The sequence below is a fragment of the Mesorhizobium sp. WSM4840 genome (assembly GCF_055811755.1).
In genome coordinates this window covers 173907-200224 of record NZ_JBVVQD010000004.1, presented here as the reverse complement: position 1 = coordinate 200224, position 26318 = coordinate 173907, and the positions used below count along the sequence as shown (strand labels likewise).

General features: G+C 62.9%; 22 protein-coding genes, 1 other RNA gene and 2 pseudogenes. 12 read left to right on the top strand and 13 right to left on the bottom strand.

From position 1 onward, the window contains the following. Nucleotides 1–47 precede the first annotated feature (47 nt). The 5 genes from modC to AC0L3I_RS08480 all read right to left on the bottom strand — a co-directional run bounded on the left by modC (nucleotide 48) and on the right by AC0L3I_RS08480 (nucleotide 4246). Entirely contained in the window at nucleotides 48–1160 is a 1113-nt protein-coding gene (gene modC, locus AC0L3I_RS08500) for a molybdenum ABC transporter ATP-binding protein (RefSeq protein ID WP_473526606.1), read from the bottom strand. Next, nucleotides 1157–1861 (bottom strand): molybdate ABC transporter permease subunit, encoded by a 705-nt coding sequence (modB, locus tag AC0L3I_RS08495; RefSeq protein ID WP_123151922.1) that lies wholly within the window; start codon nucleotides 1859–1861, stop codon nucleotides 1157–1159. Before modB ends, modC begins: the two co-directional genes overlap by 4 nt. A 13-nt stretch (nucleotides 1862–1874) precedes the next feature. Next, nucleotides 1875–2672 carry a molybdate ABC transporter substrate-binding protein gene (gene modA, locus AC0L3I_RS08490; RefSeq protein WP_473485289.1) on the bottom strand — a complete coding sequence of 266 codons (798 nt, stop codon included), beginning with the start codon at nucleotides 2670–2672 and terminating at the stop codon, nucleotides 1875–1877. A gap of 295 nt (nucleotides 2673–2967) precedes the next feature. Further along, a complete protein-coding gene (locus tag AC0L3I_RS08485; protein WP_128246442.1) occupies nucleotides 2968–3762 on the bottom strand; it encodes a thymidylate synthase in 795 nt (264 codons plus the stop codon). A 172-nt stretch (nucleotides 3763–3934) separates the two neighbouring features. Then, on the bottom strand, nucleotides 3935–4246 hold the full coding sequence (locus AC0L3I_RS08480) for a DUF2853 family protein (protein ID WP_473485288.1): 312 nt from the start codon (nucleotides 4244–4246) through the stop codon (nucleotides 3935–3937). A gap of 169 nt (nucleotides 4247–4415) precedes the next feature. On the opposite strand from AC0L3I_RS08480, the gene ssrA reads away from it, so the two are divergent. Together ssrA and AC0L3I_RS08470 are read left to right on the top strand one after the other, a co-directional pair. Next, nucleotides 4416–4773, top strand: a transfer-messenger RNA (tmRNA) gene (ssrA, locus tag AC0L3I_RS08475). 155 nt (nucleotides 4774–4928) lie between these two features. Continuing rightward, nucleotides 4929–5496 (top strand): annotated as a pseudogene (locus AC0L3I_RS08470) (AAA family ATPase). Nucleotides 5497–5543: 47 nt separating this feature from the next. Here the strand turns inward: AC0L3I_RS08470 and AC0L3I_RS08465 are convergent. Continuing rightward, nucleotides 5544–6749: a multidrug effflux MFS transporter gene (locus AC0L3I_RS08465; RefSeq protein ID WP_473526605.1), complete on the bottom strand. Its 1206-nt coding sequence runs from the start codon at nucleotides 6747–6749 to the stop codon at nucleotides 5544–5546. 163 nt (nucleotides 6750–6912) lie between these two features. Between AC0L3I_RS08465 and AC0L3I_RS08460 the strand changes: the two genes are divergently transcribed. The 4 genes from AC0L3I_RS08460 to AC0L3I_RS08445 all read left to right on the top strand — a co-directional run bounded on the left by AC0L3I_RS08460 (nucleotide 6913) and on the right by AC0L3I_RS08445 (nucleotide 8766). Continuing rightward, nucleotides 6913–7602: a TetR/AcrR family transcriptional regulator gene (locus AC0L3I_RS08460; RefSeq protein ID WP_473526604.1), complete on the top strand. Its 690-nt coding sequence runs from the start codon at nucleotides 6913–6915 to the stop codon at nucleotides 7600–7602. A gap of 118 nt (nucleotides 7603–7720) precedes the next feature. Next, the gene (locus tag AC0L3I_RS08455) at nucleotides 7721–8254 is read left to right on the top strand and encodes an SspB family protein (RefSeq protein WP_473485286.1); all 534 of its coding nucleotides are present in this window, start codon (nucleotides 7721–7723) and stop codon (nucleotides 8252–8254) included. 18 nt (nucleotides 8255–8272) lie between these two features. After that, nucleotides 8273–8518 carry a DUF4169 family protein gene (locus tag AC0L3I_RS08450; RefSeq protein ID WP_473485285.1) on the top strand — a complete coding sequence of 82 codons (246 nt, stop codon included), beginning with the start codon at nucleotides 8273–8275 and terminating at the stop codon, nucleotides 8516–8518. Between the two features lie 20 nt (nucleotides 8519–8538). Continuing rightward, on the top strand, nucleotides 8539–8766 hold the full coding sequence (locus AC0L3I_RS08445; protein ID WP_023798778.1) for a ribbon-helix-helix domain-containing protein: 228 nt from the start codon (nucleotides 8539–8541) through the stop codon (nucleotides 8764–8766). A 6-nt stretch (nucleotides 8767–8772) separates the two neighbouring features. Here the strand turns inward: AC0L3I_RS08445 and AC0L3I_RS08440 are convergent, their stop codons facing one another. Both AC0L3I_RS08440 and AC0L3I_RS08435 read right to left on the bottom strand, forming a co-directional pair. Beyond that, nucleotides 8773–12807 carry an AsmA family protein gene (locus AC0L3I_RS08440; protein WP_473526603.1) on the bottom strand — a complete coding sequence of 1345 codons (4035 nt, stop codon included), beginning with the start codon at nucleotides 12805–12807 and terminating at the stop codon, nucleotides 8773–8775. 94 nt (nucleotides 12808–12901) lie between these two features. Beyond that, on the bottom strand, nucleotides 12902–14314 hold the full coding sequence (locus AC0L3I_RS08435; protein WP_473526602.1) for an FAD-binding oxidoreductase: 1413 nt from the start codon (nucleotides 14312–14314) through the stop codon (nucleotides 12902–12904). 95 nt (nucleotides 14315–14409) lie between these two features. On the opposite strand from AC0L3I_RS08435, the gene AC0L3I_RS08430 reads away from it, so the two are divergent. The 3 genes from AC0L3I_RS08430 to AC0L3I_RS08420 all read left to right on the top strand — a co-directional run bounded on the left by AC0L3I_RS08430 (nucleotide 14410) and on the right by AC0L3I_RS08420 (nucleotide 16178). Continuing rightward, nucleotides 14410–15183 carry a hypothetical protein gene (locus AC0L3I_RS08430; RefSeq protein ID WP_473526601.1) on the top strand — a complete coding sequence of 258 codons (774 nt, stop codon included), beginning with the start codon at nucleotides 14410–14412 and terminating at the stop codon, nucleotides 15181–15183. Nucleotides 15184–15367: 184 nt separating this feature from the next. Further along, a complete protein-coding gene (locus AC0L3I_RS08425; protein WP_473485281.1) occupies nucleotides 15368–15868 on the top strand; it encodes a thioesterase family protein in 501 nt (166 codons plus the stop codon). A gap of 112 nt (nucleotides 15869–15980) precedes the next feature. After that, the gene (locus tag AC0L3I_RS08420) at nucleotides 15981–16178 is read left to right on the top strand and encodes a hypothetical protein (protein WP_023676715.1); all 198 of its coding nucleotides are present in this window, start codon (nucleotides 15981–15983) and stop codon (nucleotides 16176–16178) included. 24 nt (nucleotides 16179–16202) lie between these two features. Here AC0L3I_RS08420 and AC0L3I_RS08415 read toward each other — a convergent pair whose 3' ends face one another. Continuing rightward, on the bottom strand, nucleotides 16203–16682 hold the full coding sequence (locus AC0L3I_RS08415; RefSeq protein ID WP_473485392.1) for an Lrp/AsnC family transcriptional regulator: 480 nt from the start codon (nucleotides 16680–16682) through the stop codon (nucleotides 16203–16205). A gap of 89 nt (nucleotides 16683–16771) precedes the next feature. On the opposite strand from AC0L3I_RS08415, the gene AC0L3I_RS08410 reads away from it, so the two are divergent. Continuing rightward, nucleotides 16772–17677, top strand: coding sequence for an EamA family transporter (locus AC0L3I_RS08410; protein WP_473485280.1), 906 nt, complete (start codon nucleotides 16772–16774; stop codon nucleotides 17675–17677). Nucleotides 17678–17774: 97 nt separating this feature from the next. On the opposite strand, the gene AC0L3I_RS08405 is transcribed toward AC0L3I_RS08410, so the two are convergent. Beyond that, nucleotides 17775–18680 carry a dienelactone hydrolase family protein gene (locus AC0L3I_RS08405; protein WP_473485279.1) on the bottom strand — a complete coding sequence of 302 codons (906 nt, stop codon included), beginning with the start codon at nucleotides 18678–18680 and terminating at the stop codon, nucleotides 17775–17777. Between the two features lie 364 nt (nucleotides 18681–19044). On the opposite strand from AC0L3I_RS08405, the gene AC0L3I_RS08400 reads away from it, so the two are divergent. Continuing rightward, nucleotides 19045–19203 (top strand): hypothetical protein, encoded by a 159-nt coding sequence (locus tag AC0L3I_RS08400; RefSeq protein WP_473485278.1) that lies wholly within the window; start codon nucleotides 19045–19047, stop codon nucleotides 19201–19203. Nucleotides 19204–19208: 5 nt separating this feature from the next. Here AC0L3I_RS08400 and AC0L3I_RS08395 read toward each other — a convergent pair. Next, nucleotides 19209–21521: pseudogene (locus AC0L3I_RS08395) on the bottom strand (glucose/quinate/shikimate family membrane-bound PQQ-dependent dehydrogenase). 219 nt (nucleotides 21522–21740) lie between these two features. On the opposite strand from AC0L3I_RS08395, the gene AC0L3I_RS08390 reads away from it, so the two are divergent. Then, entirely contained in the window at nucleotides 21741–24446 is a 2706-nt protein-coding gene (locus AC0L3I_RS08390) for an ATP-dependent helicase (protein WP_473526600.1), read from the top strand. A 9-nt stretch (nucleotides 24447–24455) separates the two neighbouring features. On the opposite strand, the gene AC0L3I_RS08385 is transcribed toward AC0L3I_RS08390, so the two are convergent. Together AC0L3I_RS08385 and AC0L3I_RS08380 are read right to left on the bottom strand one after the other, a co-directional pair. Further along, nucleotides 24456–25508, bottom strand: coding sequence for an ABC transporter permease (locus tag AC0L3I_RS08385; protein WP_287247395.1), 1053 nt, complete (start codon nucleotides 25506–25508; stop codon nucleotides 24456–24458). Further along, nucleotides 25505–26302, bottom strand: a complete 798-nt coding sequence (locus AC0L3I_RS08380) for an ATP-binding cassette domain-containing protein (RefSeq protein WP_473526599.1) — start codon at nucleotides 26300–26302, stop codon at nucleotides 25505–25507. The genes AC0L3I_RS08385 and AC0L3I_RS08380 overlap by 4 nt, the downstream gene beginning before the upstream one ends. Between the last annotated feature and the right edge of the window lie 16 nt (nucleotides 26303–26318).

The window sequence follows — 26318 nt, the reverse complement described above, 5'->3', positions numbered from 1 at the left end:
CGGCGATACCGCTATTCTAAAATAATATAGCGACAATCATCCGCCGGTCATCCATCCGCCTCGACAGGCAGGCCGGCGCTCGTGTTCGCCCGGTCGAAGCTTACCGTCTTGACCACCGCGTAGACGTTTCGGCCGGGCCGGAGTTTCAGCGTCTGTCGCGATTGCTTGGTGACCCGGGCAAGCACGGTTGCGCCATTGCAGTCTATGCCGATCTCGACCGTAGGCCCTTCACCCGGCTCTATCGCCACGATCGTGCCCGGCAGGATGTTGAGCGCGCTGAGACCCGTCGGCTTGTCGGTGGCGATCATCACATCGCGGGCACGGATGCGGATGCGCACCGGCGCACCGACCGGCATTGCCAGAAGCGGCACGCGGATCTCGCCCGCCGCCGAGCCAAGCACGGTCATGCCAAAGACTTCGTCGTGGCGCAGCACCGCGGTGTCCAGCACCGCGCCACCCTCCCCGCGCTCTTCCGCCGGCAACAGGTCGAGCCGCTGCATGATCGCCCCGGTCGGGCCGCAAGCGGCGACTTTGCCTTGCGCCAGCACAACGACGTCGCTTGCCAGCCGCGCCACTTCCGAGATCGAATGACTGACATAGACGATCGGGATTTTCGTCTCGTCGCGCAGCCGCTCGATGTAAGGCAGGATTTCTGCCTTGCGGGCGTCGTCGAGCGAAGCCAGCGGCTCGTCCATCAGCAACAATCTTGGACTGGCGAGCAGCGCCCGGCCGATCGCCACGCGCTGTTTCTCGCCGCCGGAAAGCTTTGCCGGCCGCCGGTCGAGCAAAGGACCGATGCCGAGCAGGTCGACCACGGCATTGATGTCGGCGTAGCGTTCCGCCGTCGGCGTGAACCAGCGGCCGTAGCGCAGATTGCTGGCCACGCTCATATGCGGAAACAGCCGCGCGTCCTGAAATACCATGCCGATGCGGCGCTTGTGCTTCGGCACGAACAGGCCCGCATCTGTATCGACCAGCACGCGGCCGTCGGCCTCGATCCGCCCCTTCTCGGGCCGGATCAATCCGGCAATCATGTTGATCAGCGTCGTCTTGCCGGAGCCCGAGGGCCCGAACAGCGCGGTCAGCCGCCCAGCGCTCCCGAAGCGGACGTCGAGCCCCAAATCTCCAAGCCGATGGCTGATATCGATTACGACCGTCATTCGATGTCCATCCGCTTGCCGACGCGCCGCGCCAGCACCTCCGACGCGACAAGTGCTGCCATCGAGATGACGATCGAGATCAGCGTCAGCCTGAGCGCTTCGGCATCGCCGCCCGGCACCTGCGTGAACGTGTAGACCGCCGACGGCAGCGTCTGCGTCTCGTTTGGGATGTTGGAAACGAAGGTGATCGTTGCGCCGAATTCGCCCATCGCCTTGGCGAAAGACAAGATCGCGCCGGTAATCAGGCCGGGCAGGATCAGCGGCAGCGTGATTGTCCCGAACACCCACAGCGGATTGGCGCCAAGCGTCCCGGCCGCCGCCTCGAATCTGCGATCGACCGCCTCGATCGACAGCCGGATCGCCCGCACCATCAAGGGAAAGCCCATGACAGCGCAGGCCAATGCGGCACCCGTCCAGCGAAAGGAGAAGACAATGCCGAAATGCTCGGCCAGAAAGGCTCCGGCCGGGCCGCGCCTGCCGAAGGAGAGCAGCAGCAGATAGCCGACAACCACCGGCGGCAGGATCAACGGCAGATGCACCAGCCCGTTGAGCAGCGTTTTGCCCCAGAATTGGCCACGGGCCAGCACAAGCGCGATCAATATGCCGGGCGGCAGGCTGGCGATCATCGCGACGGTCGCCACCTTGACGGACAGCCGGACCGCATTCCATTCGTCGGGAGTGAGGTCCAGCAACCAATTCATCTTTTGGTGTGCCTCAGTTGCTCGGCGTAAGGACCGTAAAACCTTGCGCCTTGAAGACCTCGTCTGCCTTGGCGGATTGCAGGCATTCCAGGAATGCCGGCGCATCCTTGTCCTTGGAATCCGCCATCTCGGCAACCGGGTAGACGATCGACGGGTGCGAATCCTCCGGGAAGGTGCCGATCACTTTGACGCCGGGCTCGGCGTGCGCGTCGGTGGCGTAGACGATGCCGAGCGCTGCTTCGCCTGATGAAACCAGCTTGAGCGCTGCGCGCACGTTCTCGGCCTGTGCCACCTTGCCTTCGATCGAGGACCACACGCCGAGCGATTCAAGTGCGGCCTTGCCATATTTGCCGGCCGGCACCGCTTTGAAATCGCCCATGGCAAGCCTGCCATCGCCGATCAGCCCAGCAAGATCAAAACCCTTTTCGATCCTGGTTTCGACCGACGAATCCTTCGGCGCCACCAGCACGATCTGGTTGCCGAGCAACTTCGCTTCGGTATCCGGCTTGGTCAGCTTCTTGTCGGACAGATATTTCATCCAGTCGAGGTCGGCTGAGATGAAGACATCGGCTGGCGCGCCGCCCTCGAGCTGCTTGGCCAATGCAGAGCTTGCCGCATAGGAAATGATCGCCGCCTCGCCGACATCGGCCTCGCAGGCGGTGTTCACGGCATCCAGTGCGTTCTTCATGCTTGCCGCGGCGAAGACGATCAACCTGTCATCCGCGTGGGCAGCCGGCACAGCAGCGATCAACATCGTCGCGAGACCGCCAATGGCGGCCGCTTTCAATCCGAAACGCTTGCGCACCAGCATGACGCTCTCCAGGGGCTTGAAAATCCGATCGGCGCGACCCTGCTAGTCGATATATCCGCCTGAATATAACAAAGGAAGGCTTTTTGCCAGACTCAGCCCGAACAATGGCCCAGCCAATGGTCCGCTAATGGCATGCGTGTTGCCGCCACCGCTCACGATAAATAGCAGTGCATACAGCGCAAAGTTGCAAGCCGAAATGGATCTAAGCATCGGATACGGTACTCGCGGCGGACGACCCAGCACCGCCACCGAGCGATTTCGAGAAAGGGTAAAGTAGAAGCGCGATGTTTGCGGCTCACACCGCGATGGGCGCCTTGATCGTCGCATCGGCGAGGTAGTTTTCCAGCCGGAAATCTTCGAACCGGAAGGCAAAGAGGTCCTTCACCTCCGGATTGATCCATAGCGTCGGCAGCGCCTTGGGCGTGCGCCGCAACTGTTCGCGCGCCTGCTCGAAATGGTTCGCGTAAAGATGCGCATCGCCCAGCGTATGGACGAAATCGCCGGGCTTCAACCCCGTCACCTGCGCCACCATCAAGGTGAGCAGCGCATAGGAAGCGATGTTGAACGGCACGCCGAGAAAGATATCGGCGGAACGCTGGTAAAGCTGGCAGGAAAGCCTGCCCTCCGAGACATAGAACTGGAACAGGCAATGACAGGGTGGCAGCGCCATGGCTTCCACTTCGGCCGGGTTCCACGCCGAAACGATCAGCCGTCGGGAATTAGGATTCTTGCGTATCTCCTTCAAGAGATTGGCAATCTGGTCGATGGCGCCGCCATGGCCGTCCGGCCAGGAGCGCCATTGCTTGCCATAGACCGGGCCGAGGTCGCCATTCTCGTCGGCCCATTCGTCCCAGATCGAGACGCCGTGATCGTTGAGATATTTGATATTAGTGTCGCCGGCCAGGAACCACAGAAGTTCATGCACGATCGACTTCAGGTGAAGCTTCTTGGTGGTGGTGACCGGAAAGCCGCGCGCCAGGTCGAAGCGCATCTGGTAGCCGAACACCGAGCGCGTTCCGGTGCCGGTGCGGTCGCCGCGATCGGCGCCGTTTTCCAGCACGTGCTTTAAGAGGTCGAGATACTGGCGCATCGGCTTCTGCTCGATTCGGGGGCTCGATTCGGGTTACCGGCCATCATAACCGACTGGCTGCCGGCCGAACATGTCAAAGTGCAGAATGTTCCCACAGGCGACTACATTGTGGGCCGGCGCGGAAATCGTGCCAGCGTTCCGCTGATGCAGGATGCCTGATGCAGGACGATTGTCAGAGGCTGGCGAGCTTACCCAGATCCTTGGCGACCAGGTAATAGAACGTCACGCGGCTCTTGGTGTTGTCGGCTTCCATCGCCTTACAAGTCTTTTCGATGGCCGCGTCCGCCTTGCTGCCGTCGTCGATGCCGAGCTTTTTGGCAACCCAGTTGGTTTTGACGCGATCGAGTTCCTTGGGGTCCGTGCAGGACACCAGCGAGGAATCTCGATTCCTGAGCGCAATGCCCAAATGTTTCACGATCTTGGCGACCGCGTCGGCATCCGCCGCGGCGTCGTATTTCTTCACGTCTGCGAGATAGTCGGCCATCAAAATTCCCCTCGTCGGCGCCACGGGATCGGGTCGATGAGGGTCGTGGCGCGCTGCCGCAAAATGTACGCTAAGTCGGTAACTCCTCACCGCCGCAAGCTTCGGTTGAGACCGTTGACAAGTCAAGCCTTCCCGAGGCTGTTTGACACAACGACAAGGCATCAATTGAGGCCTTTCATTTTCCACGATCGGTCCCTATATCTGTTTCGTCGGCTCGACCGACTATGGCGATAAACAGGCGATGAAATAAGCCGTTCGGACCCGGGGGCGGTACCCGGCGCCTCCACCAAAAACCGCTTTATCGAAGAGCGGCTTTTGCTGGGGGCGAAATAGGATCGACGAAGGTGTAAAGATCGTACTTTTGCCCGGCATTGTACCACCGTTATCGGGCTAAACTTATAGTTGCCAACGACAACTATGCGGAAGCACGTCTCGCCGCGTAAGCGGTGCGATAGCTTCAATTCAAGCCCTAGTGGTTCGCACTTCTAGGCGGGGTTCGGAGGTACCTGGCAACAGAAACCTCCACTTCTTCACTTCGATTCCTACTTCCCCTCCGATCCCCATCTCCCCTCGATATTGTGACGGCAGCAGGCTTGCTGGTCGCGCTTCTTGGGCTGCGCTCTGTCGCGACGCCGTCTTGCTGGCAGATGCGGGCGGCCGGATTCGTCCAAAGGACTGAAAAATGCAAAACGATTCCGATCGATTTTTCGTGCTGACCGGCGGTCCGGGTTCCGGCAAGACCACATTGATCGAAGCCTTGCGGTCGGCCGGCCTTGCCACCTCGCCCGAAGCCGGACGCGGCATCATCCGCGATCAGTTTGGCGATAGGAGGACCGGCCCTGCCCTGGCACGATCCGGCGCAGTTCGCCGAACTGATGATGTCCTGGGAGTTGCGCTCCTATCGAGCCGCCCTCGAACAGAACGGCCCCGTCTTCTTCGATCGCGGCGCGCCGGACACTCTTGGTTATCTGCGCCTCACTGGCCTGCCGGTGCCCGACCACGTCAGCAATGCCGCCGAACGCTTCCGCTACGCCAGTCATGTCTTCATCGCACCGCCTTGGCCGGAGATTTTTCGGCAGGACAGCGAACGAAAGCAGACCCTTGACGAGGCCGAACGCACCTATCATGCGCTGACCAGCATCTACACGGAATTGGGCTATGAACTGGTCCCGTTACCCTTGGCGCCGGTCGAGGCGCGATTGCGATTTATCTTCACCGAGGCAGGCTTGCGGCTTGAGCCCAGACGTTAAAAAGGCCGGGACTGACCCGGCCTTTTCATGCTCTCGCTGGAAAGCATCTACTCTGCAGGCGCTTCGACAACCTCCCGCCGACGGCCGAGCGTCACCTTGGCCAGCGTGAAGGAGATCACCGCGCAAAGCATGATGCCGGCCACCATAGGCAGCGGCGTGCCGTCGAAGAACACCCCGGCGATGCCCATGGCGACCGCGCCGATGGCGAAGTGCAGCGTGCCCATCAGCGCCGAGGCCGTGCCGGCGATCGCGCCATGCGCCTCCATGGCCAGCACCGAAGTCGTCGGGATCACCAGGCCGAGGAACCCGTAGCCGACGAACAGCAGCGCCGCCATGACATCGAGCCGGTCGACGCCGGACGCCATCACCGCGAACAGCACCACCATCGTCGTCGCATAGCCGACCACCGCGACCCGCACCACCGGCCTCAGCCCAAACCGTTCGGACAGCATCCCCGTCAGTTGCGACATGCCGATGAAGGCGACCGCGTTGATCGAGAAGAACATGCTGTAGACCGACGGCGACAGCCCGTAGTGATCTATCAGGATGAAGGAGGAACTCGACAGGTAGACGAAGAAGCTCGCCAGCCCGAAGCCGCCGATGGCCGCCAGGCCAAGGAAGTTGCGGTCGCCCATCAGGAAGCGGTAGGCCGAGAGCGCGGTGCCGAACGAACTGCCTGCACGCGTCTCGACCGGCCGCGTCTCCTTGAGCGAGGTCGCCAGCAGGATGGTGGCGAGCACCGCCCCACCCGTCACCGTCCAGAACACCGCACGCCAGCCGAAATTCTCGATGATGACGCTACCGGTCAGCGGCGCCAGGATCGGCGACACCGAAAACACCAGCATCAAGAGCGACATCAGCTTGGCAGCCTCGGTGCCGGTGTGCAGGTCACGCACGATGGCGCGCGGCACCGCCATGCCTGAGCTGGCGCCGAGCCCTTGCAGGAAACGGAAGGCGATCAGCCATTCGACCGAGGGTGCTAGCGCCGAGCCGATGCCGCCGACCATGAACAGTGCGAGGCCGCCATAGAGCGGCAGCTTGCGCCCGACCATGTCGGAGATCGGTCCGACGACGATCTGGCCAAAACCCATGGACAGAAAGAAGATCAGCAAACTCATCTGCACGGCAGCGGTGCTGGCCTGCAGATCCGCGCCGATCGAAGGCAGCGCCGGAAGATACATGTCGATGGCGAACGGGCCGATGGCGGACAACAGGCCGAGCACGACCGCGATGCGGAGGAATTGGGGACTCATGATAGCGGGTTTCTTTCAAATCTGGTTTGCCGACCGGGCGTGTGTAATCCTAGGACGTACCGTCCCGTGAAATTCCGACTTCCTGCGGAGGAAATTCCTTTAAGCTAAGTCCATAAATTTAGACACTCTTGTCTAATTCGTCAATCACCTCTATATAGTTTTCATGAAGCACGACGTTTCTCCTGACACCATCCCGCCACGCGGCCATGAGGCCAAGCGCGCCTCCATCATGGACGCTGCCGGCGAGGTGTTCTGCCGCGAAAGCTTCGCCGGCGCCAATATCGACATGATTGCCGCCGAGGCCGGCGTTTCGCGCCAGACGATCTACAACCACCATGGCGATAAGGAGAAACTCTTCGTCGCCATCGTCCGCGACCTTACCGAGCGCTGCAATGCCGGCATCTTCGCCACCATTTCCACCTTTCCGGACCAGCCGAAGGACCTTGAAGCCGATCTGATCGCCTTCGCTGTGCGCATGAACCGCAACTGTATCTGCAACCGCGATGGAAAATTCCTGCGCAAGCTGATCCAGACCGAGGGCGAGCGCTATCCCGAGCTGTTTGCCGAATGGCGCGAACAGGGACCGGGCAGGATATGGCCGGCTATCGCCGCCCGTTTCGCCCGCCTCGCCCATGCCGGTTTCCTCGACATCGAGGACCCCGACGTCGCGGCCCGCCAGTTCCTGGCCCTTGCCAATGCCGAATTGCAGACGACCTTCATGCTTGGCGGCACGCCGACCGATGATGAGGTGCTGCAATCGGCGACACATGGCGTGCGCACATTCCTGCGCGCCTTCGGCAAGCGGCAGCCGGCGGCCGACGCGCAAAAGCACAGCGCGCTCGCTGGCGCCTGAGCGATCAAATCTGAGGCATGCCCTCTCGCATCTGCGCTGCCGGCGTCTATATCCGGTTTACGCCGCGCTCAAGCTTGATTACAGCTATGCGGACGATTCAACGGAACCCGACAGCCACATGGCCGACGACCACATTCGCTACGACATTCTGGCCCAGGAGGCATTGCGCGGCGTCATGCGCAAAGTCCTGGCCGAGGTCGCGCGCACCGGCCTTCCCGGCAACCATCATTTCTTCATCACTTTCCTGACCGGCGCCCCGGGCGTGCGCGTATCTTCCCGCTTGCGCGAGCGCTATCCCGAACAGATGACCATCGTCATCCAGTTCCAGTATTGGGACCTGAAGGTGACCGACACCGGCTTCGAGGTCGGGCTGTCTTTCTCCGACGTGCCGGAAAAGCTGGAAATCCCGTTCTCGGCCGTGCGCGGCTTTTACGACCCGTCCGTCAATTTCGAGCTCGAATTCGATGTGAAGACGGAGACCTCGGCAGAAGAGGAGTTGGCCGGCCAGCCCGCTTCCGAACCGCTGGCCGCCGTCGCCGAGAAAAAGCCGGAAAAGAAGAAGACCGCTGAGGCCGAAAAGAAGCCTGCCGCGGCCGACGCCGTCGCCAAGGGCGCCGAAGTGGTGTCGCTCGACGCCTTCCGCAAGAAGTGATCCGACGGGCCGCGCGACATGGCCGACATCGTCAATCTCCGCCAGGCCCGCAAGCAAAAGGCACGAGCTGAGAAGGGGCGCCTGGCAGAACAGAACCGGACGCTGCACGGCCGTTCCAGGGCCGACCGGGAGCGTGACCGTCTGATCGCCGAGAAAGCAGAAACGTTTGTCGCCGGCCATCGCCGCGAAGCCTCGGGCGATCCGGATTCCCCGAGCATCGGACCGAAAAGTGCGCCGCGGTTTTCGGATAAATCCGATGCTTGAAGTGAAATGAGTCACGTCCGGTGAGCCCGGTCGAGAAACGCTCGGTGACCATTCGCGGCCATCGCACCAGCTATTCGCTCGAAAAGCCGTTTTTCGACGATCTCGTCGCCATCGCGGCCGCGCGCAAACTGACGCTCGCCGCCCTCGTCGCCGAAATCGACGAGGCCCGGCCGCGCGATGCCAACCTGTCCTCGGCGCTCAGGCTCTACGTCCTGGATTGGGCAAAGCGAGGGATGAAACCGGTCTAGGTGGAGCTATCCGCCGCCCAGCGACTTCAGCAGATTGTCGATCGACGAAGGTTCAAGCGTGGGTTTTGGCGCGGATCCTGATGGCGGCGGGTTGTCATTGGCCGGCGGCTGAGGCGCGCGCTCGATTTTCTGCGCCTGCTCAGCCGCCGCCCTGCGCTGGGCGTCGAGCTTTGCCTTTTGTTCCGCAGCGATCCGCCTCGCCTCTTCCGTCCGCCTCGCCTCTTCCGCTTTCCGGCGTTGCTGTTCCTCGGCTTTCGCCGCCTCGTCCGCCGCTTTTTGCGCCGCTCTGGCTCTCGCTTCGGCATCCGCCCTGGCCCTTGCCTCCGCCTCGACCTTGGCTTTGGCCTCGGCTTCAGCCTTCGCCTGTGCATCCGCCTTGGCTTTGGCCACGGCTTCAGACCTCGCCTGCGCATCCGCTTTGGCCTTCGCCTCCGCTTCGGCTCGAGCCTTTGCCTCGGCTTCAGCCTTCGCCCTCGCATCTGCCTCGGCTTGCAGCCGCGCCGCCTCCTGCTGCTTGCGCAATTCCTCGGCTGCCCTCTCACGCTCGGCTTGCAGGGCCGCGTAGTAACGCACCTCGCGCCGCAGCCGCTGTTTTTCAAGCAGTGCAGCCTGCATGGCCTCGACCCGCTGCTGTTCCTTTTCAAGCGCGCGCTGGGTCAGGAACTGCGCCAGCGGCTCACTGTCGAATTGCCGCTTCGCGGCGCCGAACGGCCCGTCGACGCTGAAATTCACAGTCGGATCGGAGCCGACCAGCGCTTCGTCGCCGGGCCGATAAGTGATCGAACCACCGGTCGCGACCGTGCTGGCGTTCAGGTCCGCCGTAATGTCGGCGGACAGCTTCGCCGCCGGATTTTCAAGATTGACCGGCGGTGCCCTCAGCGTGCCGCCGGCAATTGTGAAGGCGATGTCCGTATCCCCGGCCGGAAAACTGCCGTCTGCGGCGATCTGCGGCGCGAAGCCGGCGGTCTTGGCCGCATCGATATCGCGCCCGATCGCATCGGCCCTGGCGATGAAGGCGCCAAAGGCGTCGGGATTGACGCCGGCAATGGTCAAGCCCTTCAGCGCCGCCGTGCCGGAACCGGACAGCGCCGCTACCATCGCATCGACCGATTTGCCGCTGGTCGAAAGCGCTGCCGAGAAATCGCCGCTTCCGCTGATGCCGGCCTGTGGCATCACGGTTGCCAGATCGGCGCCGGCAAGTTTCATCTGGCCGGAGAAAAGCCCGGTGCCGTCATTGTTCTTCAGCTCGAACAGCCCGGAAAGCGCGCCGCCTGAGAACTTTGCCTTGAGGTCCGAAACGCGGATGCCTTCCTGGTCGAGCTTCAGCGAAAGCGCCGCGTCATAGGCCGTGGCAAGCGGGCCGGCGACCAGCGATGCCGTGGTCAGGTCGAGTTCGGCTGTGAAAGGCAGGCTGGGCTTCTGGCTGAACGGGGCGGTCGGCCAAGCCCCGCCGGCGCCCAGGAAGGCCTGATCACCAAACAGCGCCACCGCCATCGGGTCGAGATCCAGTTCATCGAGTACCAGCGCGCCGGCAAGATGCGGCACCCCGTCCTTGACGTCAACATTGACGTCACCGGAAACCGCCGCCTCGTTGATGGCGCCGCTGAGGCCGGACAGCACCAGAAGGCCGTTGCCGAAATCGGCGTCGGCCGCAAACCACGTCGACATGCCTGTCCCCATGCCCGGCAAGCCGACGCCTGTCGTCATCAGCCACGGCTCGATGTCGGCAGCTTCCAGGCTGACCTTGCCCTTGGCGGTGGCGCCTTGTGGCGTGCCGGCGAATGTCCCGTCGAAACCAGCCTTGAAATCGTTGCCGGTGAGGTTGAAGCTCGTCGCCATGCCGCCGCCAAGCGTGCCTTTCGCCGAGACATCGGTGGTCGCCTCGCCAAGCATGCCGAGCGGCAGCGCCGGCAGCCCGTAAAGCGCCAGAAGTGCGGTGGCGTCGGCATTCCTGGCGTTGAAGGTCAGTGACACCGGCGCATCGAGAAGCCGCTCGGCCATCCCTTTGCCGGACAGCGATGCTGAAAACGCCGAGCCACCTGCCCTGCCTTGCGCGCTGACCGCCAGTCCCGTCGTGCCGTCGCCATTGGCGGCGGCACTCGTCACCAGATCGATGCGCGCGTCCTGGAACAGCTCGGGATAGGCCGCCACGCGTCCCGCCAGTCCCTTCAGCACGGCATTGTCCGGATAGTGCTTCGCCGCCACATCGACCAATGGCTTGAGGTCGACGGCGACCACGGAGGCATCAAGCTTGCCGGTCGGGCTCACCGGGAAATCCTTGATCCGTCCGGTGGCGCTGATCGACGCGCCGGCAAGCCCATTGAGCGAAAGCCGGTCGATTTCGAGCAGCCCATCGCGTAGCCTGAGCGCCGTATCGACCGTATCGGCGGTCAGCCCGCCGGCACTGACCGGCCCGGCCTTGATCTGGAAATCGAGGTCGCGGTCGGAAAAACGGTTGGCGCCCTTGTCGCTGATGAAGATCGAGGCGAAGGCGGCGAGGCCGTCGACATCGAGCTCGCCACCTTCGAGCCGCATCAGCACCGACGGCCTGGCGTCGTCGGGCTGGCTGGAATCGATGCGACCGGAAAATTTCGCCTTGCCGAGAATGAGTTCGAGGTCGCTGAAGGCCTGCCGCTTCCCGGTCAGGTCGACCTTGGTCTTGAAGCCGGCGGCCGGCAGCCGGCGGATCGCCTCGTCGACATCTTTCGACAGCCAGGCGGCAAAGCCGGAAGGCTGCCCCACCGCCAGAAGCAGCGAACCGGTGAAGCCGAAATGATCCTCGACGCTGAGCATACCATTTGCCTCCAGCCTGGCACGGCCGGGCAGTGTCGCAGCGAGCGACTTCACCGACCAGCCGGCATCGGCCGGCTCGGCGGAAAGGCGCACGTCGCGAACTGTCGTGTCGCCGGCCACCACCGCCGGCAGCTTCACCTCGACGGTGCCCGGTATGGTCGGCTTGGGCAGGTCGAGCAGCGCCTGCTCCAGCGCCGCGACACGCGCCGACAGCGTCAGTCCGGCGTCGGCCGCGGCGCCGACGGCTTCATCGAACTGCACCTGTGCGCCATCGGCCTCGATCGAAAAGCTTGGGTTCGGCCCAAGCTCGACGGCAGCCTTGCCGTCGGCGGTGTAGGGATTGTCGAGCGGCCCGGTCTCGAAGCGGAATTCGTCGACACCAAGCTTCCGGTGGTCGAGCGAAAATTTGCCGTTCAGCCTGAACCCCGGCTCCGGCTTGCCGGCGCTGGCCTTCATCGTCCCACCGTCCGTGCCGTCAAGCTGCGTCGAACTCTTGTCGACACCATTCGTGTCAGAACTTGCGACCTTGAACTGACCCGTATAGATCGCGGCGCCATTGACGATGCCGGCATTGCCATCCGCTTCGATGACCAGCGGATAGGCGTCTGGATCGAGCTTGAGCCGAACTCGCATCTGCCCGTCACTGCCGGCCTTGCCGGTGGAGGCGATGACCGTGCTGCGCAAGCCGTCGAGCCAGAGCGAACCACCCATCCGCCAAGGTCCGGCCAGCGATTTGGCAGAGATCGTCGAGTTGATCTCGGAAAGCAGATGGCTGCGCCCGCCGGCAGCATGGCGCAGCGCGATCTCTCCCTCCGTCACCGTCAGCTTCTCGATCGAGATCTGGCCGGGATCGAAGGGTGACGACGGGCGTATCGCCCAGTCGACCGTACCATCGGCGGCAATGTCGATCGTCGCCTTCGGCCGCACCAGCCGCATGTCGAAGATCAGCACTTCGCCGCTCAGGAAGGGCGCCAGTTCCGCATCCATCGAAAAAGTCTCGACGGTCATTGCCGGCTGGCCGCCGGGGCCACCGGCAACGGTGACGTTCGAAAAGGTCACGGAGGGAAACGGCAGCAGTCTCGCCGTCGCATCGCCCTGAACGGTTACCTTACGGCCCAGAATGGCGCTTGCCTCACGCTCGAAATCGGCACGGTAGCTTGTCCAGTCGATAAAATACGGCACCACCAGCGCCGCACACAGCACCAGCACGAAAAGGCCACCGAAGATCACGAACAGGCGTGCGAGCATCAACTCCCAAGCAGTTGATTGAAAATCAGCCGCACTCTACCCGCATCAGCGTGTTGATAAAGAGGCAAATCGATCGCTCCAAGAGCAAAAAGCTCTAGTCGGCCGGCAGTATCTTCCCAGGGTTCATGATGTTCAGCGGGTCGAGCGCCTGCTTGATCGTGCGCATGATATCAACGCTGTGGCCGAGTTCATGGCGCAGGAAGCCGACCTTGCCTTGTCCGATGCCGTGCTCGCCGGTACAGGTTCCATCCATGCCGATCGCCCGTATGTTCAGCCGCGCGACAAACTCTTCCGTCTGCGCGATTTCCTTCGGATCGTCCGTGTCCATCAGCACCAGCACATGGAAATTGCCGTCGCCGGCATGGCCGACGATCGGCGCGATCAACCCCATCTCGGCGATGTCGGCCTCGGTTTGCGTGACGCATTCGGCAAAGCGCGAGATCGGCACGCAGACGTCGGTCGACAACCCCTTGGCGCCCGGCCGCAGCGTCAGCGACGACCAATAGGCGTCGTGCCTGGCCTTCCACAGCTTCGTCCGCTCCTCGGCGACGCTGGTCCACAGGAACGGGCCGCCGCCATATTCCTCGGCGATCATGCCGAAGGTCTCGGCCTGCTCGGCAACGCCGGCGTCGCTGCCATGGAACTCGACGAACAGGCATGGGCTTTCGGGATAATCGAGTTTCGAATAACTCTTCATCGCCCGCATCTGCAGCGCATTCACCAGTTCGATGCGTGCCACCGGAATGCCCATCTGGATTGTCGCGATCACCGCGTTGCAGGCCGCCTCGACGCTTGGAAACGGGCAGACGCCGCCGGAAATCGCCTGCGGAATGCCCTGCAGCTTCAGGGTCAGCTGGGTGATGATGCCGAGCGTGCCTTCAGAGCCAATTAGGAGCCGCGTCAGATCGTAGCCGGCCGAGCTCTTTTTTGCGCGCTTGCCGGTCGTCACGGTCTCGCCGTCGGCCATCACCGCCGTCAGCGACAACACATTCTCGCGCATCGTGCCGTAGCGCACCGCATTGGTGCCCGACGCCCGCGTCGCCGCCATGCCGCCGAGCGATGCATTCGCGCCCGGATCGATCGGAAAGAACAGGCCGGTGTCGCGCAGATGCCGGTTGAGATCCTCGCGCGTCACACCGGGCTCGACCGTGCAGTCGAGATCCTGCGGGTTGACCGCGAGGATGCGGTTCATCCGCGACATATCCAGCGAGATGCCGCCGCCTGGCGCGTTGGTATGGCCCTCCAGCGAAGAGCCGACGCCGAAGGCGATCACCGGCACGCGGTGCGCGGCGCAGGCCGACACGATCTCCTGCACCTCTGCCGTCGTCTCCGGAAATGCCACACCGTCAGGCGCCTGGGTCGGAATGTAGGTGGTGGTATGCGCGTGCTGGGCGCGGATCGCCTCGCCGGTCTGGAACCGCTCGCCGAGCCGCTGCTTGAGGATGCCGAGCACCGCGGCGATGCCTTCTTCGTTGCGCTCGACCGGATTGAGGTCGCTCAGAGCCATATGTTTCCATCCCGGTTTTCTAGGATGTCTAAGCCACTTGCCGCGCGGATGTCCATTGGGTTAGTCAAGTTGCAGCAGCGACCTTCAGGTCAGAAATGATACATGCGGCGATAGGCTACTTCTTTCTCTTCTTGGCTCTTTTGCCTGGATGGGCAGTGCATAGCGCGTCCACTCAGAGCCGGGTTGTCTGGTTTGGCGCGGTTATCTTCTCTGCCTTTCTGGCGCTGTTCGCGGTTGTGAGCACACGCAGAGAGCCTGCCTTTACTCGCAAGCCCGGTCCTTTTGCGCAGCGGTACGGAAAGTACGTGTATATCTGCGTCGTTACCAGCTTGTCGCTCGGCGAGACGCTCGCAATAGCTCTTACCTACGCGGAACCTCAAAAAGGCCCGATTGGCCAAGTGGGCTCACTATTGTCAGCGATTGGATCAAGCGTTTTCCCTGTCATTGCGAAATACGCAACTGATATTCAGCCGCCGCTTTCCGAACAACTGGCCTTTCGAGCTCAATCAATAATGAGTTGTTTCATGGCTATTGGCTTCGCAATATTCATTCCTGCACTGATATATTATTCGAAAATGCCAAAAAACGAGATAGTAATGCGCTTCGGTGCCGGTCTACGCAAGAGGCCAACTACATTTAGCACATTCGCCTGTACTTTATTTGGTATTTTAGCAGGCTTAAGCGCATACTTCGGCTTCGGTGAATTCGACACCAGCACTGAGCACTGCTGGCTGAATGCCGTGTGCTACACAACGGGCGATGATTTGGCACTCTTCTGGGCAGGGGCAGGGAAAATCGTGATGCTGTTTGGCTTTCCAATAGGCGCCCTTGCCCTGGTGGCGGCCTACCGCGTGATGCCAGAAACTTAAGCGCTGTCTCGCGCGCTCAGGATGCCGAGCACAGCGGCGATGCCTTCTTCGTTGCGCTCGACCGGATTGAGGTCGCTCAGAGCCATCTATTCCTCCGCGAATGGACCAGTGTCCACCCTTGTTATGGGCTTATGGATGGGTAGTCTCACCAGCCACGTCCTGTCCAGCGAGAAGGAAGTTTTCGATGTCCACCCCTGCCCCCTTCGTCTCTCGTGCCATGGACATCGAAAACGACTGGATCGACTACAACGGCCATCTCAACATGGCCTATTACAACGTGCTGTTCGACCGCTGTTCCGACGAAGCGTTCGAAATGATGGGGATGGGGCCGGATTATGCGAAGCAGCGCCGGCTGACCATCTACACGGCGGAAGTCCATGTCTGCTATATCAGGGAGCTGCATCTCGACCACCAGGTCAATGTCTCCTTCCAACTCCTCGACCATGACGACAAGCGGCTCAGAGCCTACCAGGAAATTCGTCATGTCGACGGTTGGCTCGCTGCCACTTCCGAATCACTGTCGCTGCACGTCGACATGTCCGGACCGAAGGTGGCGCCCTTCCCGGCCGATGTCCTGGCCAAGGTCGAAGCGATGCGCGCCGCCCATGCGGCGCTGCCGATGCCCGAGCGCGCCGGCCGTTCGATCGGTATTCGTCGCAAGACGCTTGAACCGCAGTCCCGTTAACCTTACCAAGGTTTTAACGTGAACAAGCCGAATTGAGGCGTTGAACGACTCAGCGCGGCGTTCGAAAACCGTCCGCACGGGCGGCGGGGCTGAAGCGGTTCGGGGAACGTGCATGAAAACCGACATCAAGGTCGAGGCGGACAGGCTGGCGGCCGACCCACGCATCACCGACTATGATTTCTGGCGCTCGCTGAAGAACCTCAACAACGAGATCTTCCACATCGCCAACAACAACGAGCCGATCCCCTTCGCCATGATCCGCTGGCGCGCCATACTGAAGCAAGCGCGGATGAAGCGCGGGCATGCCTGACGGCAGCGCTTAATTCCTTAACCGTCAGGGCTGGTGCTTCACTGCCGCCAGCGGCGAACGCGCCACCACCGGCGACGACTGGATGATCGCGGTGTTAGTCATCGCAAACGGAATGATGCGGTCGATCACCCGTTCGAGTTCGGCCACCGAGCCGACATGCGCCAGCGCGATGAAGCAGTCCTCGCCGGTCACCCGGTCGCATTGGGCGATCTCCGGCAAGTCGCGGATGATCTCGGCCACCACAGCCAGTTGTCCCGGCACAGGCCTGATGCGCAGCCATGCCGACAGCTTCATGCCGAGCGCGGCCGGATTGATCCGCAGCGTGTAAGCCTCGATCACGCCGCTCTCCTGCAGCCGCCGAATGCGCTCGGCCACGCTCGGCGCCGACAGGCCGACCGAGCGCGCCAGTTCAGCGGTGCTGGTGCGCGCATCCTTTTCCAGCAGGCGAAGGATTTTCAGATCAGCCGCATCCAGGTCGGAATTTTCGTTTCGAAGGCGTTTCAGGGAAAACTCCTCGGTTTTAGAAAATCAATGAGCTCTTTGGCTAGTCATTATCCATATAAACCGGAAAGATCGCCTGCGATAATGATCCTATGGATGATCAAGCGCAAGCCCCAGCTGCAAGCCCTGCCCTCGCCGGCCCCGTCTTTGGCAAGCTGGCGGCCTCGCTGCCGCCGCATGTCTGGTTCGGCGTCAGCGCCGTGTTCCATTATCTCGGGCCGGCTTTCGCCGTGCTGCTTTTCCCGCATGTCGGCGTGCTCGGCATGGCCTGGCTGCGCATCGTTACGGCCACCCTTGTCTTCGCGCCGCTGACCCGGCCCTGGACGGTCTTCGCCCGCGCCGACCGGCCGACCCGACTGCTGCTTCTCGCTTTTGGCGCTTGCCTCGGCGTGATGAATTGCTCCTTCTACCTGGCGCTCGATCGTTTGCCGATCTCGCTGGTCGCGGCGATCGAATTCGTCGGCACCATCGGCGTCGCGCTGGTAGGCGTCAGAAGCCCGCGCAATCTCGCAGCCCTTGCCGTTGCCGTCATCGGCACCTTGCTGCTGATCGATGTCAAATGGTCAAGCGATCCGATCGGCCTGTTCTGGGCCTTCCTAAACGGCGCGCTGTTCGTCGGCTACATCGTGCTTGGCCATCGCGTTGCCCGCGCCGGCGCTGGCGACGGCATCGCCGGCCTGGGTGCCGCCATGGCGGTCGCCTGCCTCATCGTGCTGCCGATCGGCTTCACCGATGCGCTGCCGGCCTTCTCGGCGCCGCCACTGCTCATCGCCGCCATCGGCGTCGGCATATGCTCCTCGGTCATCCCTTATATCTGCGACCAGCTTGCCATGTCGCGGCTGCCGCGATCGAGCTTCGCGCTGATGCTGTCGTTGCTGCCGGTCACCGCCACGCTGATCGGCGTCATTGTGCTCCGCCAGATACCCAGCCCCACCGATTGCCTCGGCATCGCGCTGGTGGTGGCCGGTGTCGCTTTCCACAAACCGGCGCGTGACTAGAGCATCGGACCCAAAAGTGGCAGCCGGTTTTGGGAAAATCCGATGCTCAAACCAAAACATGGAGCGGCGGCACGGTTCGACCTGAGAGTCCGCCGCTCTATGCCAGCTTCTCCCTGAGGAAGGCGCTTGTCCGGCCCCAGGCGAGGTCCGCCGCGTTCTTGTCGTAGCGGGCGGCGGACGTGTCATTGTTGAAGGCATGATTGGCACCTTCATAGACATAGATCGTGTACTCGACCTCGGCTGCATCGAGCTCCTTCCTGAAAGCGTCGATGCCGGCATTGATGCGGGTGTCAAGCCCGGCATAATGCAGCAGCAACGCCGCCTTGATCTTCGGCACATCCTCGGCCTTCGTCTGCATGCCGTAATAGGCGACAGCGGCAGCCAGATCCGGCGCGTTGGCAGCCAGTGTGTTCACCGTGCCGCCGCCCCAGCAGAAGCCGACCGCGCCGACCTTGCCGTTGCCATCCGCGTATCCCTTGAGGAAAGCGACCGTTGCGACCGCATTGGCGATGGTCTGCGCCGGATCGAGTTTGGAAAACTGCTCACGCGCCTTGTCTTCGTCGGCCGGCGTGCCGCCGAGCGGTGACAGGAAGTCCGGGGCAAGCGCCACAAATCCTTCCAGCGCCACGCGCCGCGCCACATCGCGTATATGCGGGTTGAGCCCCCTGTTCTCATGCACGACGATGACGGTGCCGAGCTTGCCGGACTGGCCGGCCGGCTTGACCAGATAGCCCTTCATCTCGCCACCGCTGCCGGGATAGCTGATGTCCTCGCCCATCACGCGTGAATCGTCCTCGGCAATGATCCCTGCCCGGGCCGAATTCGCAGCCAGCAGCGGCGCGATTGCGGCCGCCGCCGCACCTGATCCGGCAAGCCTGGTCAACTGTTCCATGAAGCGCCGCCGGTCGAGCGTCAGATGCGTGTATTCGTCATAGGCGTCGATCATCGCCTGGGTAATGGCGGGTGTCGTGACGGCTGGGCCGGCAGGGCTAGGTTTCGTCATGGCGCTCTCCTCGGCTTCGGGAAACACTCCCGCCGCGCAACATAGGGTCGAAGCCCGCATGGTCCAGTCACGGATCAGTGAGGCCCTAGCATGCACTCCACAACGCCGGTCGGCCTGCATTGGCTATGGACCGTCGAAGCGATTTCCTTAGCTAGGATATTCAAGGCGACAGCCTTCTTCGGCGTCGTCGCCAAGGCCTGTCAGCTGGTCTCGGCCCGAAAGGCCATGACGCGAATGCGCCGCATCTTCATCAAATTTTGGTCATCTCCGACAATCTTGGCGGTGCTGCCGCAGTATGAACGAAAGCCGCCGGTGGTGATCCTGCCTACCCTGTGGCTGGCTCTGACAAGAAGGAACAACGCCCATGATCTTCCCGACCCCGATCCTTGTAAGCGCATTCGTGCTTGCCGGCGCCGCGCTGCTGGCGCTGCGGTCAGCCGCCTTGGCGGCCAGGCGATCGACGGTCAAGGTCCGCAGCAACCGGCGCCGGCCTGCCGGCAGCCGCTCGAAAACCAACGACTGAACGCCCTATTTCGGCAGCGTATAGGCCATCACGTAATCCCCCGGCTTGGTACCGACCGAGCCATGGCCGCCGGCGACGATGACCACGAACTGACGACCGTCGGCGACCGTGTAGGTCATCGGCGTCGACTGCCCGCCGGCCGGCAGCCGGGTCTGCCAGAGCTGCCTGCCGGTCGTCAGATCATAAGCGCGGAAAAAGTCGTCGACCGCAGCACCAAGGAAGGCGACGCCGCCGGCGGTGATCATCGGCCCGCCAATGCCCGGCACGCCGACCTTGAACGGCAGTGGCAGCGGCGTCATGTCGTAGACGGTGCCGTTGCGGTGTTTGTAGACGATCTTGCCGGTCCTGAGATCGACGCCCGCGACATAGCCCCAGGGCGGCGCTTGGCAGGGAATGCCGAGCGGCGACAGAAACGGCTTCAATATCACTGCGTAAGGCGCACCGTCATTGCGATTTAGGCCCTGTTCGCTGCCCTTGGTATCGCCCGGCGGCGGCACGTCCGCGCGCGGGACCAGCCTGGAGATGAACGCCAGGTATGTCGGCATGCCGAACATCACCTGCCGGACCGGATCGACGGCGACGCCGCCCCAGTTGAATGTGCCGAAATTGCCGGGATAGATCAGCGAGCCTTGCAGCGACGGCGGCGTATAGCGGCCCTCGTAGCGCAGTTTCAGGAATTCGATCCGGCAGGCCAGCTGGTCAAACATGGTGATGCCCTACATGTCGGCCCCGGTCAGCGGCTCCGGATTGAAACTCAGATCCGAAGCCGGCTGCGTCGGCGAGGTGTGGTCGCCCTCGATCGCGCCGCCCGGCGCCGGTACTTCGTTGACCGGGACGATCGGCTCGCCGCTGCGCCGGTCGAGTACATAGAGGTCGCCCTGCTTGGTCGGCCCGACCAGCCCCGGCACCACGCCGCCAGCCGTGGTGATGTCGACCAGCGTCGGCTGCGCAGGCACGTCCATGTCCCACAGATCGTGATGCACGGTCTGCCGCACCCAGCGCAATTGGCCGGTGTTGAGATCGAGCGCGGTGATCGAGGAGGAGAATTTCTCGACATTGGCGCTGCGCCCCATACCGAGCTGGTCCGGCGTCTGATTGCCGAGCGGCACATAGAGCAAGCCGAGCTTCTCGTCGGCGCTCGCTGTCGACCACATGTTGGGAGAGTTGTGGGTATAGGTCTGACCCGGCGCCCGTGGCGTCGTCTGGTCCGGATTGCCGGAATCCCAGTTCCAAATCAGGGCGCCGGTGTCGACGTCGAAGGCACGGATGACGCCGGACGGCTCCTGCGTTGAATAATTGTCGTTGACCGCGCCGCCGACGATGATCTTGTTGGCGACGATCAGCGGCGCCGAGGTCGAATAATAATAGCCCGGCTTCGGATATGGCATGTTGGCAAGCAGGTTCAGCGTGCCGCCTTCGGCAAATGTGGGACAGACCTGGCCATTCGCGGCGTCGAGCGCGATCAGCCTAGCGTCGGATGTCGGCAGATAGATGCGTGCCGCACAGGGCTGGCCGGCGGCGATTTTGGCATCGACATAATAGGACACGCCGCGGCAGGTCTGGTGCTGGCGGTCCTTGTCCAACTTGATCTTGGGATCGAAGCGCCATTTCTCCTTGCCGCTGGCGGCATCGATCGCAATGGCGAAATTGTGCGGCGTGCAAATGTAGAGCGTGTCGGCAACCTTCAGCGGCGTCACCTGATAGGTCGTCTCACTGATATCGTCGGGCCCTTTCACATCGCCGGTGCGATAGGTCCAGGCCGGCTGCAGATTGGCAACGTTTTCGGGGGTGATCTGGTCGAGCGGCGAATAGCGCTGGCCATACGTCGTGCGACCGTAATAGTGCCATTCGCCGGCTGGCACATTGCCGCCGCGATCGGCGGTCGGCGTCACCTTGTCGGTGTTGAGTTCGCCGGCAATATTCTTTGGATCGGTCGTCATCGAATAGCCGGCGACGCCGATCGACGCCAGCACGGCGAGGATCAGCGGCGCGCGACCATCGGGACCGGTGAGCCCGCCCCGCGCCCACGGTGTCAGCAGCCACAACGCGATAAGCACGATAATGCCGCCGCGCGGACCGAGCTCCCACCAGTCGAAGCCGGTTTCCCAGACCGCCCAGCAAAGCGTGCCGATGACGATCGCCGCGTACAGCCACAGCGCCATGGATTTGCGCCTGTAGAGCAGCCAGGCAGCGACGAGGAAGGCTATGCCGGCAATGACGTAATACCAACTGCCACCTAGCGAAGCTAACCAGATGCCGCCGCCGCCGAGTACCAGGCCGATAAGGAAAAGGATGAGGGAGGTGATGACGACAGCCAAAACGATGCTCCTTCGACTGGTGCGCGCTTCGCACGCGTCAATGGGCAACCCGGCATTGCGTTCCTGCCCCGAGCACAACTTTCTCCGGCCCGCCATGGCTGTCAAGCAGGCTGGCGCTATAGGTGGTGTTCTACCGGATTTGTAACTCCCCCGCCTGGATTGAGAACAAAACGGAGACACTTCTGGCCTTTCGCTGCCGAATCACTACATTCGGGGACAATGTCCGGCTTTTCGGAAGACATGCCCTTTTTTGACGAACCGAATGCGCGGCCCACGGCCCCGTCCGGCATTGCCGCGCGCGCCATGGCTGCCCGCAGCGGCCACACCAATGCGCCCGACTATCTGAACGGGCTCAACCCCGAACAGCGGCTGGCGGTGGAAACCACCGAGGGTCCGGTTCTGGTGCTGGCCGGCGCCGGCACCGGCAAGACGCGTGTCTTGACCACCCGCATCGCTCACATCCTCGCCACGAAGAGAGCCTTCCCGTCGCAGATCCTCGCCGTCACCTTCACCAACAAGGCCGCGCGCGAAATGAAGCAGCGCATTGGCCTGCTGATCGGCGACGGCAATGTCGAAGGCATGCCGTGGCTCGGCACCTTCCACTCGATTGGAGTGAAGCTGCTGCGCCGCCACGCCGAGCTTGCCGGGCTCAAATCCGACTTCACCATTCTCGACACCGACGACGTCGTGCGCCTGATCAAGCAGCTCATCCAGGCCGAAGGGCTGGACGACAAGCGCTGGCCGGCCAGGCAGTTCGCCCAGATGATCGACGGCTGGAAGAACAAGGGGCTTGGCCCTGCCGACATTCCCGAGGGCGACGCCCGCGCCTTCGCCAACGGCAAGGGCCGCGAGCTCTACAAGGCCTATCAGGAGCGGCTGAAGACACTGAACGCCTGCGACTTCGGCGACCTCCTGTGCCACCCGATCCGCATCTTCCGCGACAATCCGGACGTGCTGAAGGAGTACCACAAGCGCTTCAAATACATTCTCGTCGACGAGTACCAGGACACCAACACCGCCCAATACATGTGGCTGCGCCTGCTGGCCCAGCGGCCGCAATCCTCCCCCCTTGAGGGGGAGGTGCCCGCGAAGCGGGCGGAGGGGGTCGCCTCAGAAGGGACCGCCAGAGCGTCGAGCACTGCCGCACGGACCCCACCCGGCCGGGCTTTGCCCGGCCACCCTCCCCTCAAGGGGGAGGGAAACCCGCGCCCAGCCACCGTAAACATCTGTTGCGTCGGCGACGACGATCAATCCATCTATGGCTGGCGTGGGGCCGAGGTCGATAACATCCTGCGCTTCGACAAGGATTTCCCCGGCGCCGCGATCATCCGGCTGGAGCGCAACTACCGCTCCACCGCGCACATCCTCGGCACCGCCTCCCATCTCATCGCCCACAATGAAGGCCGCTTCGGCAAGACGCTGTTCACCGAAAAGATCGCCGAGGACGACGAGAAGGTCCATGTCCATGCCGCCTGGGATTCCGAGGAGGAGGCCCGCGCCGTTGGCGAAACCATCGAGGCCTACCAGCGGCAGAAGCACAATCTCAACGACATGGCCATTCTTGTCCGCGCGTCCTTTCAGATGCGCGAATTCGAGGATCGTTTCGTCACGCTCGGCCTCAACTATCGCGTCATCGGCGGCCCGCGCTTCTACGAGCGCCTCGAAATCCGCGATGCGCTGGCCTTCTTCCGCGTCGTCGCGCAAGGCGCAGACGACCTAGCCTTCGAGCGTATCGTCAACGTGCCGAAGCGCGGGCTGGGCGAAGCCACCATCCGCCAGATCCACGACACCGCCAGGACGCTCCGCATTCCGATGCTGGAGGCTGCGGAAAAACTCGCCGAGAGCGACGAACTGAAGCCGAAGCCGCGCGCAGCATTGCGCGAAGTCGCCGCCAATTTCGAGCGCTGGCAGAAGGGGCTGGAAACCACGCCGCACACCGAGCTGGCCGAGACCATCCTGGAGGAGAGCGGCTACACCGACATGTGGAAAAACGACCGCTCGGTGGAAGCGCCCGGCCGGCTGGAAAACCTGAAAGAGCTGATCCGCTCGATGGAGGAGTACGAATCGCTGCGCTCCTTCCTCGAACATGTAGCACTGGTGATGGACGCCGAGCAGAATGCCGAGCTCGACGCCGTCAACATCATGACGCTGCATTCGGCCAAGGGCCTCGAATTCGAGACGGTTTTTCTCCCTGGTTGGGAGGAAGGTCTTTTTCCGCACCAGCGCGCGCTCGACGAGGGCGGCCGCTCCGGGCTGGAGGAAGAACGGCGGCTGGCCTATGTCGGGCTGACCCGCGCCAAGAAGAACCTGCATTTGTGGTTCGTCTCCAACCGCCGCATCCACGGCCTGTGGCAATCGACCATCCCGTCGCGCTTCCTCGATGAATTGCCGGAAGCCCATGTCGAGGTCGCCGAAAGCGGCAACTCCTATGGCGGTTACGGCAATGCCTATGGCGGCGGGTCTTTCGCCTCCGGACGGGGCGGCCAAGGCGCAGGAAGGCAGAATCCTTATGGCGCTTCGCGCTTCGACAATGTTGGCGGCAATACAGGCGGCACCGAGAAATCCGGTGCCTTCTCCAGCACCTATGCGACGCCGGGCTGGCAGCGCGCGCAACAGAACCGCACCGAAGCAACCGACCGCAACTGGGGATCGCGTTCCGGCCATCAGGTCGAGCGCATCGGCTATGGCGAGACCGACAGCGGCTATGGCGCCGGCCGGACCTCGATCAAGGGCCGCACCATCGACGGCGAACTGGTCGCCAAATCCGTTGCCGACACGCCATCCCCCTTCAATGTCGGCGACCGAGTCTTCCACCAGAAATTCGGCAACGGCAACATTGCGGCCATCGACGGCAACAAGCTGACCATCGATTTCGACAAGGCCGGCCAGAAACGCGTGCTGGATGGGTTTGTCACCGGGGTGTGAGTGTCCCCCTCACCGATACCGCGCCTGGTTCCATTTGTGGCCGAGCAGCGACAGGATGATGATCAGCCCGTTGAAGAACTGGACATAGAAGCCGCTCAGGCCTGCCGCGACAACGCCGGTCTGGATGAACGACACGGTGACCGCGCCGATGGCGCCGCCGACCACGGTGCCGACGCCGCCCCAGGTCGGCGTGCCGCCAACGAACACCGATGCCAGCACCGGCAGCAAATAGCCGTCGCCAGCCGTCGGCCACCAGGTGAAGTTGATCATCACCGAGAAGGTGCCGGCGATCGCCGCCCCGATGCCGACGAAGACGAACACTTTCACCCGCACGCGCTTGACGTCGATGCCCATCTGTTGGGCGCTGTCGGGATTGTCGCCGACCACCTTCACCTGCGCGCCGAAGCGATGCCTGTTGTAGAGCAGCGCCGACAGCACGACGAAGCCGATGGCCCAGAAGATCTGCACCGGGATGCCGTAGAGCTGGCTGGAGAAGATCTTGTAGGCCCAGCTGTCGGCGAGGCTGGTCAGCGCGGTCGACTTGCCTTCGTTGATGATCTGGATCAGGCCGCGCAGCAGGAAATTCATGCCGAGCGTGGCGATCAGCGACGACAGCCCGCCATAGACGACCAGCGATCCGACGAGAAAGCCGAGCAACGTGCCCGTTGCAATGGCGGCGGCGATGCCGAGGAACGGATCGTAGCCGGCCTGCACGACCAGCGCGAACACCCATGAGGCAAAACCCATCGTCGCCGGAAACGACAGGTCGATCTCGCCGCAGGTGACGACGAAGACCAGCGGCACCACCACAAACAGCGCTACCGGCAGCGTGGTGAGCACGGAACTGTAGAGATACCAGGTGGTGAAGACGGTCGGGTTGGCGATCATGAACACTGTCATCATCACCACGAACACGGCAAGCGTGCCGAGTGCGGCGCGGTTGTCGAGGATGAAGCCGCGCATCCAGTGATCAGATGGGTGTTTCCACTCTTTCCGGGGATTGCCGGGACGGGAGATGCCGGCGGACGGCTCGTGCAGATCGGGCTCCATTGTCTTGCTCATCGTGCTCTCTGCTCCGGGTCGCCGGCGTCGTGCAGTCCCGGCAATCCGCCCGGATGCGCGACGTCTTCCATGAAGTTGATGAGGTCTTCGGCCGACTTGACTTGGCTGCGGTCGGCGGTGAGCGCGACCTTGCCGCGGTCGAGCACGACGAATCGGTCGGCAATATCGAAGACGTGGTGGATGTTGTGGCCGATGAACAGGATCGACCGTCCGCTCGCCCGCACCTGGCGCACGAAATGGAAGACTTTGGCGGTCTCGGTCAGCGACAGCGCCGTCGTCGGCTCGTCGAGGATGATCAGGTCGGCCTGCTTGTAGATGGCGCGGGCGATCGCCACGCCCTGGCGTTCGCCGCCGGAGAGTTGGCCGACGATCGATTGCGGCGTGAACACTTTCGAGGTGAAGCCGATCTCGCGCATCAGGCGGCTCGCCTCCTCGATCTCCTTGCCGACCTTCAGCCAGCCGAACCAGCCGGTGAGCTCGCGGCCCATGAAGATGTTGCGCACGATCGTCTGCTGCACGGCCAGTGCCCGGTCCTGGAACACCGTCTCGATGCCGGCGTCGCGCGAGCGCGCCGCACTCCATCCGGTCACCGGCTTGCCGCGGATGAGGATCTCGCCGCTGGTCGGCTTGACCACGCCGGAGAGGATCTTGATCAGTGTCGACTTGCCGGCGCCATTGTCGCCGATCAGGCCGACCACCTCGCCGCGGTCGACGCTAAGATTGACCCCGCCCAGCGCATAGACCTGGCCATAGGACTTGCTGATGTCGCGCAGTTCGATAAGGCGTTCGGCCATGACTGTCCTCGCTTGG

Coding starts and splice junctions, on each gene's coding strand:
- modA (WP_473485289.1), bottom strand. CDS start 2,672: ATGCTGGTGCGCAAGCGTTTCGGATTGAAAGCGGCCGCCATTGGCGGT.
- AC0L3I_RS08400 (WP_473485278.1), top strand. CDS start 19,045: ATGATCTTCCCGACCCCGATCCTTGTAAGCGCATTCGTGCTTGCCGGC.
- AC0L3I_RS08430 (WP_473526601.1), top strand. CDS start 14,410: ATGATACATGCGGCGATAGGCTACTTCTTTCTCTTCTTGGCTCTTTTG.
- AC0L3I_RS08455 (WP_473485286.1), top strand. CDS start 7,721: ATGGCCGACGACCACATTCGCTACGACATTCTGGCCCAGGAGGCATTG.
- AC0L3I_RS08380 (WP_473526599.1), bottom strand. CDS start 26,302: ATGGCCGAACGCCTTATCGAACTGCGCGACATCAGCAAGTCCTATGGC.
- AC0L3I_RS08425 (WP_473485281.1), top strand. CDS start 15,368: ATGTCCACCCCTGCCCCCTTCGTCTCTCGTGCCATGGACATCGAAAAC.
- AC0L3I_RS08460 (WP_473526604.1), top strand. CDS start 6,913: ATGAAGCACGACGTTTCTCCTGACACCATCCCGCCACGCGGCCATGAG.
- AC0L3I_RS08465 (WP_473526605.1), bottom strand. CDS start 6,749: ATGAGTCCCCAATTCCTCCGCATCGCGGTCGTGCTCGGCCTGTTGTCC.
- modC (WP_473526606.1), bottom strand. CDS start 1,160: ATGACGGTCGTAATCGATATCAGCCATCGGCTTGGAGATTTGGGGCTC.
- AC0L3I_RS08420 (WP_023676715.1), top strand. CDS start 15,981: ATGAAAACCGACATCAAGGTCGAGGCGGACAGGCTGGCGGCCGACCCA.
- AC0L3I_RS08390 (WP_473526600.1), top strand. CDS start 21,741: ATGTCCGGCTTTTCGGAAGACATGCCCTTTTTTGACGAACCGAATGCG.
- AC0L3I_RS08480 (WP_473485288.1), bottom strand. CDS start 4,246: ATGGCCGACTATCTCGCAGACGTGAAGAAATACGACGCCGCGGCGGAT.
- AC0L3I_RS08385 (WP_287247395.1), bottom strand. CDS start 25,508: ATGAGCAAGACAATGGAGCCCGATCTGCACGAGCCGTCCGCCGGCATC.
- AC0L3I_RS08410 (WP_473485280.1), top strand. CDS start 16,772: ATGGATGATCAAGCGCAAGCCCCAGCTGCAAGCCCTGCCCTCGCCGGC.
- AC0L3I_RS08435 (WP_473526602.1), bottom strand. CDS start 14,314: ATGGCTCTGAGCGACCTCAATCCGGTCGAGCGCAACGAAGAAGGCATC.
- modB (WP_123151922.1), bottom strand. CDS start 1,861: ATGAATTGGTTGCTGGACCTCACTCCCGACGAATGGAATGCGGTCCGG.
- AC0L3I_RS08485 (WP_128246442.1), bottom strand. CDS start 3,762: ATGCGCCAGTATCTCGACCTCTTAAAGCACGTGCTGGAAAACGGCGCC.
- AC0L3I_RS08440 (WP_473526603.1), bottom strand. CDS start 12,807: ATGCTCGCACGCCTGTTCGTGATCTTCGGTGGCCTTTTCGTGCTGGTG.
- AC0L3I_RS08450 (WP_473485285.1), top strand. CDS start 8,273: ATGGCCGACATCGTCAATCTCCGCCAGGCCCGCAAGCAAAAGGCACGA.
- AC0L3I_RS08405 (WP_473485279.1), bottom strand. CDS start 18,680: ATGACGAAACCTAGCCCTGCCGGCCCAGCCGTCACGACACCCGCCATT.